The sequence below is a fragment of the Marinobacter sp. V34 genome (assembly GCF_055524115.1).
The window spans coordinates 153,828-170,564 of sequence record NZ_JBUPZY010000002.1; the positions used below are offsets into that span (position 1 = coordinate 153,828).

A 16,737-nucleotide genomic window follows, 5' to 3' on the forward strand; every position below is an offset into this window, starting at 1 on the left:
TTAACCTCTACGTAAAAGCGTTCGGGGGCGAAGCAATTGATGCGGCTGCTGAAGCGCGTCAATGATGCGATTGAGAAAAACCAGTGCGCCGGCGCCATCGTGCAGCCGATGATCAGCCGCCAATACCAAGCCCATTTCACGGCGCAGCTCCGGCTGACCGTTATCGTCGGGGCGGAATACCTCGCGAATGCTACCGACACCGAGGATGGCTGACTGGGGCGGGTTGATGATGGGCGTCATGTAGCTGACATTGAACATGCCGGCATTGGAGACAGTGATTGCCCCACCCTGCATGTCCTCGCGGCGGACGGAACCCTCCACCACCTGCTGTTGCAGGGAATGGGCCCGACCAGCGATTTCGTCTACGTTACGACCGGCCAGATCCTTGATCACCGGCGCCAGCAGGCCGCGATCAGTACTCACAGCCATACCCACATCAACCTCCTGAAACTGGACAATTTGGTTGTCTAGGAAGATGCGATTGTGCTCAGGCGTAACCTCCAGTGCCCGCACCACCGCGACCAACACCATGTCATTGAGGGTTAGCTTGTCGTACCCCTCCTGAGCATTGAGCTGACCGCGCAATTCCAGTAATTCAGTAACCTCAGCTTCAGCCGCTAGGTAGAAATGCGGCACCTGTTGCTTCGCTTCGACCATGCGCCTGGCCATGGCCTGAGCCATCGCTGATGCCGGGATGCTCTGACCGGGATCATTGGGGGCCGTATCCGGCTGAGGCTGAACCGCCCCAGTGTTGGATGCGCCTGCTTGAGCGGCGGCGCGCACATCCTCCGCTTTGATACGACCGCGGGGCCCGCTACCCGTGAGGCCCACAAGCTCCAATCCGTGCTCCCGCGCTAAGCGCCGGGCCAAGGGGGTCGCAACAACCCTTGTCTCATCGACAGCCTTTGCCACCGGTGTGTTGAGCTGCGGGTCCGCTGAAGCCTCGGCTGGCGATTCGTCCTGGACCTCCTCGTCTTGGGGCACACCTTGGCCGGGGCCGGTCCAGCGACCCACCACGGTACCTACCGGTACAGTCTCGCCAGCAGGCACCACAATTTCTCGCAGTTCCCCTTCCGCTTCAGCAGTGATATCGGTGGCCACTTTGTCGGTTTCTACCACGAACATAAGATCGCCAGGACTTACCCGGTCGCCCGGTGCAATCGACCACTCCGAAATCGTACCCTCAGTCATGGTCAGGCCCAGTTTGGGCATCAGCATGTCGTTCAGTTCGCTCATAATTTAACGTCCGGTGAAGCTCGGCTTACGCTTCTCAAGGAAAGCGGTCATGCCCTCGTGGGCGTCCTGGGTGTCGAACACCAGACCAATCATCGCCTGTTCATGGGCAAGGGCCATGGCGAGGGGCATATCAGCGCCATCGCGTAGAACGCGCTTCATTAACTTCAGTACAAGAGGTGACTTAGCGGCGATCTTTTCTGCCATTGCCAGAGTTTCATCCAGCAGTTCAGACTGGGGAAATACGCGGTTGGCCAGGCCTATCCTCACGGCTTCCTCGGCGTCGAAGCGCCGGCCAGAAAACATCAGCTCCTTGGCGACGCAGGCGGGCACCTGGCGAATCATGCGCTGGGTACCACCGGCACCGGGAAACACCCCCAAGCCGATCTCGGGCAGTGCTAGGCTGGCGCTATCGGCCAGCAAGCGTATATCCAAACTCAGAAGCAACTCGGTCCCTCCGCCGAGAGCATAGCCGTTTACCGCAGCGATGGTCGGCTTGTCGCTGACCTCGAATCGGCGGAACACTCGATGGATGTCCTCGGCAAACTCCTGATAGTGGGCGATACCGTCCCTGCTCGCCATTTCCGACAAATCCCCGCCAGCCACAAAAGCTTTGTCGCCAGCACCGGTAAACACGATCACCCTCACCTCGGGATTGTTCTCGAGCTCGATGAAGGCTTGCTCCAGTTCAAGTAGCACTGGAGTGCTCAGAGAATTGTGGACCTTGGGCCTGTTGACGGTGAGCAGACCCACATGACCGCGCACCTCACTGAGTATTGCATTATCGTTCATCGGCCTGTTTCTCCTAAGCACAAAGTTTGCGAACGGCTGCTATTACGGCCTCCGCATCAGGTTGATATTCCTTTTCCAAGCTGGGAGCGAATGGCACCGGCACAAAGGGCGAGGCGACTCGCATAATCGGTGCATCCAGCTCATCGAAGCCGATTTGTCCGATGCGCGCGGCAATTTCTGCGCCCACGCCGAAGGCTTCTACTGCTTCATGCACAACCAGCAAACGGTGGGTTCGAGCCAGTGACTCCATCACCGATGCCTCGTCCCAGGGCTGAATGCTGCGCAGATCCAAAACCTCTACTTCCAGCCCCTGTTCGGCAAGCTGTCTGGCTGCCCGCTCAGCTGTGTGTACGGCCGCCCCGTACGCCACCACTGTGGCATCGCGGCCGGTACGCACCAAGCGCGCCTTGCCAATACTCTCTGGTCCAGCGCCTTCGTCCAGCTCGCCCTTCATGGTGTACAGCGTCTTGTTCTCCACGAATACCACTGGGTCCGGATCAGCGATAGCTGCTCGCAGCAAACCGTATGCGTCGGCGGGATTGCTCGGACAGATGACCTTAAGCCCCGGTACATGGGCGAACCACGCTTCCAGGCACTGAGAATGCTGGGGTCCGGCGCTTATTCCGCCGCCATGTGGTGTCCGCACTACCATGGGCACCGAGGCTTGGCCACCAAACATATAGCGGGCCTTGGCGGCCTGATTGACCAGAGCGTCCATGGTCAGGGTCATGAAGTCCATGAACATGATCTCGAGCACCGGCTTGAGCCCGGAGAGAGCCGCACCTACCGCAGCATGCGCCATACTCGCCTCGGAGATCGGCGTATCCCGTACCCGATCACCGAAACGCTCCTTCAGGCCACGCGTGGCACCGAAGGGTCCGCCTGCGTCGGCGATGTCCTCACCGAACAGGAATACAGCTGGATCCTGTTCCAACGCATCTGCCAATGCTAGATTGATTGCCTTCCCGAACCGTATTTCCGCCATCTCAGGCAACTCCTGTCTGTGTGTACACATCCGCACGCCCGGCTTCGAAGTCCGGCGCACTGCCCTTTCGGGCACGATCCACCGCGGCATCTACCCGCGCACCCACCGCTTCCTGCAGGCTTCGCAGCTGCGCATCGGCGACGCCCGCCTTGGCAAGCCGCGGCTCTAACAGGATTAAAGGATCATGCTCACCCAGGCCTGATAACTCATCGGCATCGCGGTACTTCTGCGGGTCTCCCTCATAATGGCCGCGAAAGCGATGGGTACTGAACTCCAGTACCCGCGGGCCCTTGCCGGCACGCACGGCAACCACAGCCCGATCGCTAGCCTTGGCAACAGCTTGCACGTCACGGCCGTCCGCCTTGGCGTAGGGAATATCGAAGGCGCCAGCGAGCTTTTCCAGGGAGGCCACGAACTGTCGAGAGGTAGGGGAAAACTCCGCCCAGCCGTTGTTCTCACAAACGAAAATCAGCGGTAACTGCCAGAGGGCAGCCATGTTAAGGCTCTCGTGGAGAGTACCCTCGGCCATTGCCCCGTCACCGAAGAAAGCTACCGCCAGCGCGTCGGAACCGCGCACTTGGTGTGCGAGCGCACTACCCAGGGCAATGGGAATGCTGGCACCGACTATGGCGTTCGCCCCCAGCATGCCGATGGACAGGTCCGCCACATGCATGGAGCCGCCCCGGCCCTTGCAAATACCTTCCTCCTTCGCCATCAACTCGAGGAAGAACCGCTCAACATCCACACCCTTAGCCAGTGCATGACCATGACCGCGATGGGTCGATGCCACGCTATCTTCGGGGCGCAGGACACTAGCGACGCCAGTGGCGACCGCCTCCTGACCAATGCTCAGGTGTATGAAACCGGGCACTTCGCCATCAGCGAACAGGCGACCGAGGCGAAGCTCTACTTGCCGGATCAGATACATCTGTTCATAGAGCTCAAGCAGTTTGGCGGTCTTGCGCGTCGTCACACTGTTACTCCTTCCGCTAACTGGGCAAGCGCCACAGAAAGCCTAGCTTGAATGGTTGGTGGTTTATTTAACTAACCGTTCAGTAGAATTTAGAATAGGCCTTCGCTTATGTCAACCACGAACCCACCTAAACTGAAATTTTCACCAGATATGCGGTGGCCCAGAGAGGTTCTGGAAAGCTGGATTTCTCAGACTCTCAGCGCCATCAGAAGATGGCATCGATTAACAAATAAGGGCCTACCAAGCGAGTTCGAGAATCTCGAGTATGTCCTCAGGGCGATCCACAGGACGCGGATTGCTGCGAACCATCATGTTCTGCATACCTCCCAGAGCAATAGCTTCGAAATGCTCCCGCTTCACCCCCACATCCCTCAGCCTGCTTGGGAGACCCAGATTCTTGATCAGCCCCGCCACCAGATCCGCCGCCGAAACTTCCGACTGCCCCAAAGACTCACTGATTAAACGCTGTCGGTCCGCATTCACCTTTTGGTTATAGCGAAGCACGCTGGGTAGCATCACGCAGGAACAATAACCGTGTGGCACCTCGGCTACAGCACCCAGCTGATGACCGATTCCGTGGCTTGCGCCCCAATCTACCCGCCCCAGGCCAGTTGAAGCCAACCAAACACCTAGTTGACTTTGCAAGCGCGCATCCAGGTCCTCCGGTCGCTCCTGGTTTATGCGCAACGATTCATTAAGCATGCGCAAACCATGTAGGCAAGTGGCATCAGTGAAGGGTTGAGGTCCGCGGGAGCAAATGGTCTCGACAGCGTGATCGATCGCCCGCAGCCCGGTCGAGAGCCATAACCAATCAGGGGTATGCACGGTGATCGAAGCGTCCAAAATCACCGCCTGACCGCCTATCTCCCGCCCAATGTAGAGATCCTTGACCTCACGCACCGGATCGGTCGCACCGCCAATTTTGCTGAACTCCGCACCGGAGAGTGTGGTGGGCACGATAATCTGGCGCAACGGCGGAGTCCCCACCTCCGGTACCACCTTCGCGCCGTCCTCGCTGACCCTAACCCGGTAGCTGTCTAGCTCTTCGGAGGTTTGCAGGTCATGAGCGAGGCAGATCAGTAAAACCTTCACCGTATCGACTGGGGTGCCTCCCCCCACAGTAACGATGAGATCTGGCTCCGCTTTTCGCACTGCAGCGGCAGCACACAGAACACTATCCCGAGGCACATGGGGCACGCATTCATCGAACAGACCAACAAATCGCTCGCCCAACGCGTCCTTAATACGGTCGATTTCGTCAGTTTTGCGACTCAGCGTTTGGCTAGAAACCAGAAAAACCCTATTCGCGCCCATCCGCTCGGCTTGCTCCGCCACGGCCCGTGCCGCAGGGACACCGAACACTACCCGATCCTGGGCCAGGAACTCATATTGCCCTGCTATACTCATTATTACTCTCCTCTTGTACGGCCCCGGAAACGTTATATGTCTACCGCCCGGAGTTCATTATGAATAGCTAAACGTTCACCTTGGTTTATCCTGCGCCTGAAATAAATCTGCACGGATTTGAACAGGGTCTACATAAGCCTCTAGTCGACAACCTCAAAGTTAGGCGTACCCTCCTCCCAATTAGCGTCAACGATGGCATTGACGTCAGTCATTCCCACCAACTGCTGAATGGCACCAACGATATAGTCAGCAATTTAGAGTTGGGAGCCAAAGATATGACCAATCGCGGCCCCACCTGCTTATTCCTGTAAATATCCAAGGCGACCACAATTTTCATGCTCACCTCGCATGTATTTCGACCAAATGCGGGACAATCTGAGAGTTCCGGATTTGCTGCCTTATTACTGTACGGTTAATTTACTTACTGTATAGTCGGTTTTCTCCCATTTTCCAAATCTGCTGCCAGGATCGAGACGGCCAAAGAGGGCCTGGATTGGTAGAGTCGAGCTAGGGCGAGCCCATGAAATGCGACTTAATCATGCTAGACAACGGCTGCCCGAGTTGCCTGAAAAGAAAATCAAAGGAATTACGCCGTGATCGACGCCAACCCAAAGCTGTTCAGTCCCTTCCAACTGCGAAGTGTGAAGGCGCGCAACCGCGTGGTCATATCGCCCATGTGCCAGTACTCGGCCGATGACGATGGCCTAGTCAACGACTGGCACCTAGTACAACTTGGGCGTTACGCCCTTGGCGGGGCCGGCCTGGTTTTTGCCGAAGCCACTGCGGTAAGTCGTGAAGGCCGCATTACCCACGGGGACTTGGGCATTTGGTCCGATGAACATATCCCCGGTTTACGGCGGCTGGCCGAATTTCTCCGCACCCACGGTGCCGTGGCCGGTATCCAACTCAATCACGCCGGGCGCAAGGGTAGCGCTCAACGCCCGTGGCACGGCGGCGCCCCGCTCGACCACGACCCATCCTGTAAGGAAAGTGCTTGGCCTACCGTATCGGCCAGCGCACTGCCCCTGCGTGACGACGCTCCGGCTCCGGAGGCCCTAGACACGACCGCAATGCAGTCTCTAAAGCAAGCCTTCGTGGCTGCCGCCCAACGTGCCCTGGACGCGGGCTTCGATGTAATCGAACTGCACTGTGCCCACGGTTATCTACTTCACCAATTTCTCTCCCCCCTAAGCAACAAGCGCGAGGACTGTTACGGTCGCAATCGGGAGTCACGTTGTCGCTATCCGCTAGAGGTGGTAGAGGCCTTGCGCGCAGCAATTCCCGAAGACAAGCCATTGTTGGTTCGAATCTCCGCGGTGGACGGGCTGGAGGATGGCTGGAGCTTGGAGGACAGCTTGTATTTCGCCGGGGAGCTGAAAGATCGAGGTGTAGATTTAATCGACTGTTCCAGCGGCGGGCTAGGCGGGGCTGCAACCGCCAGCGGCGTTCCTCGAGGGTTCGGTTTTCAAGTTCCCTACGCTGAGACTATCCGCCGACAGGCCGACATACCGACTTTGGCCGTGGGCTTGATCGTTGAGGCGCGGCAAGCTGAGATGATTCTTCGCCGAGGACAGGCGGATCTGATTGCTATCGCGCGCGAGGCCCTTAATAACCCGAACTGGGCATTGCACGCGGAGCAGGCTTTGCGCGCCGAAGCTGACTTCAATCAATGGCCTGAGCAGGTCGGTTGGTGGCTCGCCAATCGCGCTCGTACACTAAAAAAACTTACCAAATCCTAGACATGATGTTTTGACCCGCCCTCCTCAATGATCGTGAGTTATTGTTGGGAATGGACAAACAACACCTGAACAGAGCCACGTTGAGGAGGGCGGGTCAAAACATCATGTCTAGTGATCAATAACCCAAACGTTGCCCGCGTCACGAGATGTAACCATCCCCTAAAATCGGTGCATGCGTAATTAGAGTTCTCCGGCCTACAATGAGGCAAACGGAGAGCGACATGAAAAAGTCACGGTACAGCGAGTCCCAGATCGTCAAGATTCTGAAGGAGCTTGAGGGCGGTCGCCTGGTCAAGGAAGTCTGCCGGGAGTACGGCGGCATGGAAGCCTCTGATGTGAAGTGCCTGAAGGAACTGGAAGAAGAAAACCGCCGCCTGAAGCAGATGTACGCGGAGCTGAGCCTGGATCACAAACTGCTAAAGGACGTGATCGAAAAAAAACTGTAAAGCCGGCCGTTCAACGAGAACTGGTGGATTACCTCAAGCAGGCTCACGGTGTCAGTATCCTTAGAGCCTGCCGAATCGCTAGCCTCAGTGGCTCAGTGTACCGGTATCGACCGGATCCCTCCCGGGACGAACCGGTGATTGCGGCGCTTCAGGGCGCCACTGACATAACCACACCATGGCTCCACTTGGCTCAGCTATCAAGTCGTGGCTGCAGCTTCGCCTAGTCCCATAGCACCCGGCACACACACATACTGCCCCGCATCAAACCGCTTTGTCTGCTGACGGAACTGCCAAGTGAAGCCCGGCCAAAGCGTAGTGTTTTTACCGCTCTCATTCACATACCAGCTCTTGCAGCCCGTCTGCCACACGGAGTCGCCGAGCTTGGCGTGGATGGAAGCGTTGTATTTGCTCAGGGCATCTTCCTTCACTTCCACACTCTTCCAGCCATGCTTGTCCATCTTCTTCAAGGCGTCCAGCACGTAAATGATCTGGCTTTCGATCATGTAAACCATGGAGCTGTGCCCCAGGCCGGTGTTGGGGCCCATGAGCATGAAGAAGTTGGGGAAGCCGGCTATGGCGCTGCCCTTGTAGGCTTCCGCGCCGTCTCTCCAGGCATCCAGAAGATCCTGTCCGTTACGACCACGGACCATGCCTGCAGGCACCGGGTCCTGGGCCTTGAAGCCGGTGCCGTAGATGATGCAGTCCACTTCCCGCTCATTGCCGTTATTATCGATAATAACGTTGCCGCGCACTTCGCGGATGCCGTCAGTGAGCACGTCGACGTTGTCCTGCGCCAGGGCCGGGTAATAGTTGTTAGAGATCAGTACCCGCTTGCAGCCGAAGTGGAAATCCGGGGTCACCTTCTTACGCAGCTCCTTGTCCTTGATCTGGTTGCGGATATGGCGACGAGCCTGCAGCTCTCCGATTTTGAGGATGCGCGGGTTGCCCACAAAACCCAGAACCCGTGCTTCCAGCATCCAATAGATGCTCTGGCGGAAAGCGTTGAGGCTTTGCGGGAACTTACGGAACATCATGCTTTCCAGCGGGCGGATCTCACGGTCCGGCTTGGGGACGATCCAGGGCGGGGTGCGTTGGTACAGGTCCAGGTGGCCCGCCTCTTTGGCCACTTCCGGGACGAACTGGATGGCTGAGGCGCCGGTACCGATCACGGCAACGCGCTTGCCTTTGAAGTCATAGTCATGGTCCCAGTCCTGGGAGTGGAAGCTTTTGCCGGTGAAGGTGTCGATGCCCTTGATGTTGGGGTAGGCCGGCGTGCTCAGGCCGCCCATGCCGGAGACAACGACATCCGCCTTGAAGGCGCTGAATTCTGGCAGTTCCTTGTCGCTACGGTTGAGCTTGTCGCCGGGGTTCAGGCCTTTTTTCTGCATGTAGGCCCAGAGCTTGGGGCTGTCGCAGGTTTCGACGGTCCAGCTTTGGGTCTTCTCATCAAAGCGGGCACCCGCCACGTGGGTGTTCAGTCGCACGTGTTTCATGAGGTCGTATTTTTCGGCGCAGCTTCGCAGGTAGGCCTGGATTTCTTTCTGCCGGGCGAACATGCGGGTCCAATTGGGATTCTGTTCGAACGAGAAGGAGTAGAGGGCGGATTGGACGTCGCATGCGCAGCCGGGGTAGTGGTTTTCGTGCCAGGTGCCGCCGACGTCGTCGCTTTGTTCGAGGATAACGAAGTTGTCGTATCCGGCTTCTTTGAGTTTGATGCCCATGCCCAGGCCGGAGAATCCGGTGCCGATGATGGCAATTTTTGCTGTCTGGCTCATGTTTTCCACCTCGTTGTTCGCTGGCCTTCTGGCCTTGCCTGTTGTTGTCTGTTTCGCCATGATGACTGACGGTATACACATGTATACCCAACAAAGTAGACAGCTGTATACTTTTGATCTGCAGAATTTGACCGTTTGGCCTGGTTTGATAAGCAACTGTCCCTCATACCAAACTTGTCCGCATATTTTAGGTGCACGCTCAATGAACATGATTACCGGTGGAAAACTGAAGCTGATTCAGGCGGCGCTCAGGTTGATTACCCAGAGCCGCAGCCTGACTTCTCTCGGTCTCCGGGAACTGGCCCGTGAGGCCGGACTGAATCCCAATACTTTTTATCGGCACTTCAAGAATCTGGACGAGTTCGGTCTGCAGGTACTTGGGTACATTGCCGAGGACATGAAAGCTGGCGTGCGGGAGTTGCGGCGGATGGCGGAGTCGTCGGAGCAGGCGTCCCACGATACGGTGACGTTTGTTTACCACTACTTTCTGGCCAATCCGGCGGCAACTACTGTGGCGGTGCGGGAGCTTCACGGGCCGTCGGCTTTGTTGCGCAGGGCGCTTGAGGCGCAGTTGGACGCCAGCGCGCGGGAGATGGCAGAGGACATTATCGAGCGCCAGCTGGTCAGTTCCGTGCCGCCGGAGACGATTCATGAGATTTCCCGCATGACCATTCGCTATATCCTTTTCAGGGCAATGGATTACATCGAGAAACCGTCGCAGCGGGCAATGATCCAACATGAAACCGAGCGGTTTATCAACCGCCAGTTTCGGGGAGCGATGCTGGATGGGCTGGCCGAAAGTGAGGTACAGGCACTGTTAGAGAAGGACCTCTAACGGGCTTATTATTTTTTTCGTTTTACCTTTCCGTTTTTTCGCTTTGTTCGTTTTTAGGAAAACCTTTGTAAATCTGTTAGCGTCTACCTATAAGTAAAAACCGAGACTTTCAGCGAATCGGTCATTCCGGAGGACGTACTTACAATGAAGATCGGTATCCCCAGGGAGATTTTCGAGGATGAACGACGGGTAGCGGCAACGCCGCCCTCGGTGCATAAGCTCGTCGGCCTTGGCTATGAGGTGATGGTTGAAGCTGGCGCGGGTGAGGCCGCGAATTACACGGACGACGCCTACGAAAAAGTGGGCGCCACCATTGCGGCGGACACTCAAGCACTCTGGCAGGACGCGGATTTTATCCTCAAGGTCCGTGCACCGATGAAACACCCTTCGCTCAAGAAACACGAAGTGGACCTGATGAAGGAGGGGGCGTTCCTGGTCAGCTATCTGTGGCCAGCGCAGAATCCCGAGTTGTTGGAGAAGCTGGCGGCCAAAAAGATTACCTCCTTTGCCATCGATAGCCTGCCCCGTATCAGTCGCGCCCAGAAGATGGATGCGTTGAGCGCAATGGCCAACATTGCCGGCTACCGCTCTGTTATTGAAGCCGCCAACAATTTCGGGCGTTTTTTCACTGGGCAAGTCACAGCAGCCGGCAAAGTGCCACCCGCTAAGATCATGGTGATCGGGGCCGGCGTCGCAGGCCTCGCTGCGATTGGCGCCGCGAACAGCATGGGTGCCATCGTGCGGGCGTTTGACACCCGTCTGGAAGTGAAAGAACAGGTTGAAAGCATGGGCGCCGAGTTCCTGGTGCTGGATTTCGACGACGAGGACGGCAGTGGCGGCGGCGGCTACGCCAAGCAGATGAGCGACGAGTTCATCAAGGCGGAGATGGCGCTGTTCGCAGAGCAGGCGAAGGAGGTGGACATTATCATCACCACCGCCCTAATTCCTGGCAAGCCCGCGCCCAAGCTTATTACCGCCGACATGGTGAAATCCATGAAGCCCGGCAGCGTGATCGTGGATCTGGCCTCAGAGCGTGGGGGCAACTGCGAACTGACGGAGCCGGGCAAGGTTTCCCATCAGCACGGTGTCACGCTGATCGGTTATACCGACCTGCCCAGCCGCATGGCCAAGGTGGCCAGCGATCTCTACGCCACTAACCTGGTGCACCTGCTTACTGAACTGACTCCGGAGAAAGACGGCCAACCCCAGGTCAATATGGAAGACGATGTTATCCGTGGCCTGACGGTGGTACGAGAGAACGACGTTACCTGGCCACCACCGCAACCGGAAGCACCAGTCAGCCCCAAGCCGGCCCCTGGCACTGAAGAACCCACGGCTGCCGATAAGGAGGCGGCAAGGCAAGACGCCGAGCGCCGCAGCCTGTTCGGTAAAGGCGCATTGCTAGTAGTGACCGCACTGGCGCTCTATGGTGTTGGTGCCCACGCACCAGAAAGCTTCCTGCAGCACTTCACGGTGTTTGTGCTGTCCTGCTTTATCGGTTGGCAGGTTATCTGGAACGTGACCCCGTCCCTGCACACGCCCCTAATGAGCGTAACCAATGCCATCAGCGGCATTATCGTTATCGGTGCCATTCTGCATCTGGCCCAGGCGGAGAACCTTGCCGTTGGCATCATGGCCTTTTTCGCGGTGCTGATTGCCAGCATCAACGTGGGGGGCGGCTTTCGGGTCACCCATCGTATGCTCAAAATGTTTCGCAAGTAGGAGGCGCCCGATATGAGCACAGGATTGGTGAGCGTGGCCTACGTGGTCGCAAGTATCTGTTTTATCCTTAGTCTGGGTGGCCTTAGCCATCAGGAATCCGCCCGGCGGGGCAACCTCTTTGGGGTCGCCGGCATCATCATCGCCGTTGGTGCCACTCTTGCCAGTGTGGACGGTGGCGTTACGGCCATTGTGATTGCGGTGCTACTGGGCGCCGGCATCGGCATCCCCATCGCCAACAAGGTGGAAATGACCCAGATGCCGCAGCTGGTGGCCCTGTTGCACAGTTTCGTGGGCCTGGCGGCGGTGCTGGTCGGCTTCTCAGGCTATATTGAGCCTCTAGTAGCCACCACTGGCGCCGAACACACCATCAAACTGGTGGAAGTGTTTGTCGGTATCTTTATTGGCGCCGTGACCTTCACCGGGTCGCTGGTGGCCTGCGGCAAACTGGATGGCCGCATCGACAGCAAGGCATTGACCCTGCCGGGCCGACACCTGATGAACCTGGTGGCCATCATTGCCTGCGTTCTGCTGGGTGCCTGGTTCCTCGGCACCGACAGCATGGCACTGGGGCTGATTTCCCTTGTCATCATGACGGTCATTGCTTCGGTGCTCGGCATTCACCTGATCATGGCCATTGGCGGCGCCGACATGCCGGTAGTGGTGTCCATGCTCAACAGCTACTCTGGTTGGGCGGCGGCCTCCATCGGGTTCATGCTGGGTAACGACCTGCTGATTGTGGTTGGTGCTCTGGTAGGCAGCAGCGGTGCCATCCTAAGCTACATCATGTGCAAGGCCATGAACCGCTCCTTCATTAGCGTCATTCTGGGTGGATTCGGGCAAACCACCAGCAGCGCCAGCGCGGCAGACCCTGACCAGACGGTCTACGAGTCCAGTGCCGACGACGTGTGCGACGAGCTTCGCAACGCGGAGTCAGTAATCATCGTGCCGGGATACGGTATGGCGGTCGCGCAGGCCCAGAACGGCGTCAGCGAAATGACGAAAATCCTGCGGGACCGTGGCGTCAACGTACGTTTCGGCATTCATCCGGTGGCCGGTCGCCTGCCCGGACACATGAATGTGTTGCTGGCAGAAGCCCATGTGCCCTATGACATCGTGCTGGAAATGGACGAAATCAATGACGACTTTCCAAGTACCGACGTGGTGCTGGTAATCGGTGCCAACGACACCGTGAACCCGGCCGCCGCCGAAGACCCTGGCAGCCCCATCGCAGGTATGCCGGTACTGGAGGTGTGGAAAGCACGACAGGTGGTTGTCCTCAAACGGGGCATGGCCACGGGTTATTCAGGGGTGGAGAACCCGCTGTTCTTCAAAGACAACACCCGCATGCTGTTTGGCGATGCCAAGGAAAGCATCGACAAGCTGGTTGGTGGGTTAAGGGGCTGATTCTTCAGCCCCGGATTCCTTAGCAAAAAACCGCTCAATCTGCCGGGACTGGCTCTGACCGTCCCGGTAGCCCAGCTCAATCAAATCGCGACAGAAACGTTTGTCGAACAGCAGGAAACTGGCGAGGTTGGCGCTGGATATAGGTGCTCTGTCTGAAGCACCAGTCAATCGTCGCAACACCAGCGGCATGGCATCAATGTATTTCATGGCGATTTCATTGATCGGCTCGGACGGGGAAATTTCCAGAATATCCACCGGGTTCAGGTCCAGCCCGGATTCCTTCAGTTTCTTCTCGGGGATCAGTTCCAGCAACTGGTTGATCAGCCGCGAGCGATCGATGTCGTAGTCCAGTGTATCCAGGAACATGCCGTTGAATACGTGGGCCAGTACCTGGGTCAGCGTTGGCATACCAGGTTTTTCAGGACGCTTGGATGGACACATCACGTTGGCACTAACCCCGATCACCAGCACCTTGCGCGCACCCAGTCGCAATGCCGGACTGATGTGAGCCATCTGGCGGGTCACACCGTCACCGAAGTACTCGCGGTTGATCTTCACCGGCGCAAACAGAGTGGGAATAGCCGCAGACGCCATGATGTGGTCCACTGCCAGCTCTGTACGGGTGCCGCCACGCTGTCCGACCGACCAGCCTTGCAGCCCTTCAACCCCTTCAAAGAAACAGACATTCTGGCCCGTCGCGTAACCGCAGGCATTCAGGCCCACTGCATCGATGTGCCCCTCCTGGATCGTTAGCCGAATGCTCTGCAGGTCGATCTCCCGCTCCAGTAATTCCCGCAGTGGTGAATTATCCAGAAAGGAAACCGGCCCGCTCTCAATGGGGCGACTGATCATCTTGCGGGCGATGGCGCTGAAGCTGCGCATCAGGCTAAAAGTATCGGCCCGGAACACCCGATCCATGGTCAGTTCCGACCAGACTTTATCGAGATGATCAATATTATGGCGGAACAGCCCCCGGTTACCGGCGAGAGCCATGGCATTGATCGCCCCGGCAGAGGTTCCGATAATGACGTTGAACGGGTGGCTCCAGTCCGGATACATGTCAGCAATAGCGCGAAGCACGCCGACCTGATACGCCGCCCGCGCGCCACCTCCGGTGAGAATCACACCGTTTTTAGTCATGAAGCCATTCCGTTATGAACAGTGCCTCTCATCAGGCCTGTTTGATCTTATGCCGACGCCGGCCGGCAAACGGATTGTTAATACTGGAATCCTTGCCCTGCAACTTGGCTTCGGGGTGGTTCTTCACCATCAATTCCTTGACCTTGGGAATGTGGTCCTTCGGGGCGTCCACCATGATCAGGTACTTCCCTGCCTCAATATCATGATGGAACGGCTCGATACGGTAGTTTTCACTCTGGATACCACCAAAGCCACCGACCCAGGCGCCCGCTACCACCACAAAGATGAACAGGGCAATCCAGGCGGCCGCCGGCATGCTCAGAACCTCCAGTAAGGCCATTGGAACGAGGAAAGCCAAAGCCAGCACAAAGCCGGCAATGGCGCCACGCTCCACATACCTGGGCAGATCCGTTCGGTCCAGAATGGACGCGGTGTGCAACTGGTGGGTGTACAAGCCGGCTTCGTCCTTGCTGACAATGTGGAAGCGCCAGTCAGTGACGTCGTGCTCGTGAAGGTCGTCGGAGATTTCTTTTGCACTGTCAATCGAAGATACCAGATAGAATAAACGTATCATGGTGTTTCTCCTCTTTCGCCTGTGAATGAGGCGTTCTTCTACTGACAATTTAGTTCAAAATCCCCGACTTTACGTAATCTGGCCCTCTACCCTGTGCTTCAACCGGCTTTTTACTCGGTGGTGTTGTAGACGTAGGAAGACACCGTGCCATCTTCGTTGAATCGTACCACCAGGTCCGTTGTTTCGGCTTCACCGAAAGCAGACCAACGATACTTACCGTAGGTCCAAGTGCGCTTGCCATCTTCGATACCGGTGCGCCAAGGCTCGCCAAACATCTCCTGGATATCAGCGCGGGTGGTGTCGCCGATCTCGATCTGGTCAACGTTATGGGTAGCAAATTCCTGGCCGACGGTAGCGCAGCCAGCCATAACCAGAGTCACCGCGAGCAGGACAATGGCTGAAAGAGAACTAACAGGCTTCATGGTGTATCCCTTCTGTTGAGAACAAGACCATCAATCATACGGGTTTTGGTAACAGGTTAAATTACAGCCCGGACAGACACAAAAAAGCCCCGGTACTTTGCCGGGGCTCATCGTCAACGCCTTGCCTGATCAGAACAGCTTTGCCAGCGATTTCTTTGCAAATGGCTCCACCTCTCCGATACGGCCGTCCTTCACTTTCACCAGCCACTCCGGGTCCTGCAGCAGCGCCCGGCCCACGGCAATCAGCTCGAACTCGTTGTTGTTCATACGCTCAACCAGTTCGTCGATGCCGGACTGCTCCACGGCTTCCTTCTTGCTGGCAAAGGTGCCGCTGATAAAGTCCTCGGTCAGGCCTACGCTGCCAACCGACATGGTCGGTTTGCCGGACAGCTTCTGGGTCCAGCCTGCCAAATTCAGGTTCGAGCCCTCGAATTCCGGCTCCCAGAAACGGCGCGTGGAGGCGTGAAAAATATCCACTCCGGCGTCCACCAGCGGTTTCAGGAACTGTTCCAGTTCCTCGGGTGTATTCACCAGCTTCGCTTCGTAATCCTGCTGTTTCCACTGAGAGAAACGCAGCATGATGGGGAAGTCCGGGCCTACACGATGACGGACCGCCTCAACGATCTCGACGACGAAACGCAGGCGGTTTTCCATGCTGCCGCCGTACTCGTCATCACGCTGATTGGTGCCTTCCCACAGAAACTGATCCAACAAATAGCCGTGGGCGCCGTGAATCTCTACACCGTCAAAGCCCAATGCCTTGGCATCCTGGGCACCATCCGCAAACGCCGTGATGACGTCGTCAATATCGTCCTTGCTCATCGCCTTGCCGTTAGGCTTGCCGGGGGCAAACAGGCCGGACGGACTGTAACCGGGGACCGATGGGTCTGGCTCCGTGCCTTCCTTACGCACGGCACCGACGTGCCACAACTGAGGGAAGATGGCGCCGCCAGCCTCATGAACCGCATCGACAACCTCTTTCCACCCGGCAAGGGCTGTGTCCCCATGGAAGAACGGCACATTCGGATAGCCATTGGCACCGGGGTGATTCACGGTGGTGCCTTCAGTAATCAGCAAACCAACGCCACCTTCGGCACGGCGGCGGTAATAGTCCACCACCTCCTGGCTTGGGGCATTACCCGGCGAGAAATTTCGGGTCATCGGGGCCATCGCCACGCGATTGCGCAGGGTCAGGTTGTGGAGTTCAAAGGGTTCAAACAAAGGGCCAAGATTCATGCTCATGGTAGATCGCAACCTTACTAATCTGGTTTTAAAATGCAACCCTATTAG

General features: G+C 57.3%; 14 protein-coding genes and 1 pseudogene. 5 read left to right on the forward strand and 10 right to left on the reverse strand.

Features of this window, described 5'->3' with window-relative positions; all coding sequences use genetic code 11:
• From AC0B60_RS03835 to AC0B60_RS03855, 5 genes are all read right to left on the reverse strand, one after another.
• Positions 1–1,236: a dihydrolipoamide acetyltransferase family protein gene (locus AC0B60_RS03835; protein ID WP_465084171.1), complete on the reverse strand. Its 1,236-nt coding sequence runs from the start codon at positions 1,234–1,236 to the stop codon at positions 1–3.
• Positions 1,237–1,239: 3 nt separating this feature from the next.
• On the reverse strand, positions 1,240–2,025 hold the full coding sequence (locus tag AC0B60_RS03840) for an enoyl-CoA hydratase/isomerase family protein (RefSeq protein ID WP_465084173.1): 786 nt from the start codon (positions 2,023–2,025) through the stop codon (positions 1,240–1,242).
• Positions 2,026–2,038: 13 nt separating this feature from the next.
• The gene (locus tag AC0B60_RS03845; protein ID WP_465084175.1) at positions 2,039–3,010 is read right to left on the reverse strand and encodes an alpha-ketoacid dehydrogenase subunit beta; all 972 of its coding nucleotides are present in this window, start codon (positions 3,008–3,010) and stop codon (positions 2,039–2,041) included.
• Between the two features lies 1 nt (position 3,011).
• Positions 3,012–3,983, reverse strand: a complete 972-nt coding sequence (locus tag AC0B60_RS03850; RefSeq protein WP_465084176.1) for a thiamine pyrophosphate-dependent dehydrogenase E1 component subunit alpha — start codon at positions 3,981–3,983, stop codon at positions 3,012–3,014.
• 237 nt (positions 3,984–4,220) lie between these two features.
• A complete protein-coding gene (locus tag AC0B60_RS03855) occupies positions 4,221–5,390 on the reverse strand; it encodes an iron-containing alcohol dehydrogenase (RefSeq protein ID WP_465084178.1) in 1,170 nt (389 codons plus the stop codon).
• A 593-nt stretch (positions 5,391–5,983) separates the two neighbouring features.
• Here AC0B60_RS03855 and AC0B60_RS03860 point away from each other — a divergent pair.
• Together AC0B60_RS03860 and AC0B60_RS03865 are read left to right on the forward strand one after the other, a co-directional pair.
• Complete coding sequence (locus tag AC0B60_RS03860) at positions 5,984–7,129, forward strand: NADH:flavin oxidoreductase/NADH oxidase (RefSeq protein ID WP_465084179.1); 1,146 nt, start codon at positions 5,984–5,986, stop codon at positions 7,127–7,129.
• A gap of 221 nt (positions 7,130–7,350) precedes the next feature.
• Positions 7,351–7,727 (forward strand): annotated as a pseudogene (locus AC0B60_RS03865) (transposase); the annotation flags it as partial.
• A 45-nt stretch (positions 7,728–7,772) separates the two neighbouring features.
• Here the strand turns inward: AC0B60_RS03865 and AC0B60_RS03870 are convergent.
• The gene (locus AC0B60_RS03870) at positions 7,773–9,350 is read right to left on the reverse strand and encodes a flavin-containing monooxygenase (RefSeq protein WP_465084181.1); all 1,578 of its coding nucleotides are present in this window, start codon (positions 9,348–9,350) and stop codon (positions 7,773–7,775) included.
• Between the two features lie 202 nt (positions 9,351–9,552).
• On the opposite strand from AC0B60_RS03870, the gene AC0B60_RS03875 reads away from it, so the two are divergent.
• From AC0B60_RS03875 to pntB, 3 genes are all read left to right on the forward strand, one after another.
• On the forward strand, positions 9,553–10,185 hold the full coding sequence (locus AC0B60_RS03875) for a TetR family transcriptional regulator (protein ID WP_465084182.1): 633 nt from the start codon (positions 9,553–9,555) through the stop codon (positions 10,183–10,185).
• A gap of 144 nt (positions 10,186–10,329) precedes the next feature.
• On the forward strand, positions 10,330–11,907 hold the full coding sequence (locus tag AC0B60_RS03880) for a Re/Si-specific NAD(P)(+) transhydrogenase subunit alpha (RefSeq protein ID WP_465084183.1): 1,578 nt from the start codon (positions 10,330–10,332) through the stop codon (positions 11,905–11,907).
• Between the two features lie 12 nt (positions 11,908–11,919).
• A complete protein-coding gene (gene pntB / locus AC0B60_RS03885; protein ID WP_465084184.1) occupies positions 11,920–13,311 on the forward strand; it encodes a Re/Si-specific NAD(P)(+) transhydrogenase subunit beta in 1,392 nt (463 codons plus the stop codon).
• Here pntB and AC0B60_RS03890 read toward each other — a convergent pair.
• The 4 genes from AC0B60_RS03890 to AC0B60_RS03905 form a co-directional block, all read right to left on the reverse strand.
• Entirely contained in the window at positions 13,300–14,451 is a 1,152-nt protein-coding gene (locus AC0B60_RS03890) for a patatin-like phospholipase family protein (RefSeq protein WP_465084186.1), read from the reverse strand. The two genes, pntB and AC0B60_RS03890, sit on opposite strands and share 12 nt — an antisense overlap.
• A gap of 31 nt (positions 14,452–14,482) precedes the next feature.
• The gene (locus tag AC0B60_RS03895) at positions 14,483–15,025 is read right to left on the reverse strand and encodes a hypothetical protein (protein WP_465084187.1); all 543 of its coding nucleotides are present in this window, start codon (positions 15,023–15,025) and stop codon (positions 14,483–14,485) included.
• Between the two features lie 110 nt (positions 15,026–15,135).
• Complete coding sequence (bamE, locus tag AC0B60_RS03900) at positions 15,136–15,447, reverse strand: outer membrane protein assembly factor BamE domain-containing protein (protein WP_465084189.1); 312 nt, start codon at positions 15,445–15,447, stop codon at positions 15,136–15,138.
• Positions 15,448–15,576: 129 nt separating this feature from the next.
• A complete protein-coding gene (locus tag AC0B60_RS03905) occupies positions 15,577–16,689 on the reverse strand; it encodes an NADH:flavin oxidoreductase (protein WP_465084190.1) in 1,113 nt (370 codons plus the stop codon).
• Positions 16,690–16,737 lie beyond the last annotated feature (48 nt).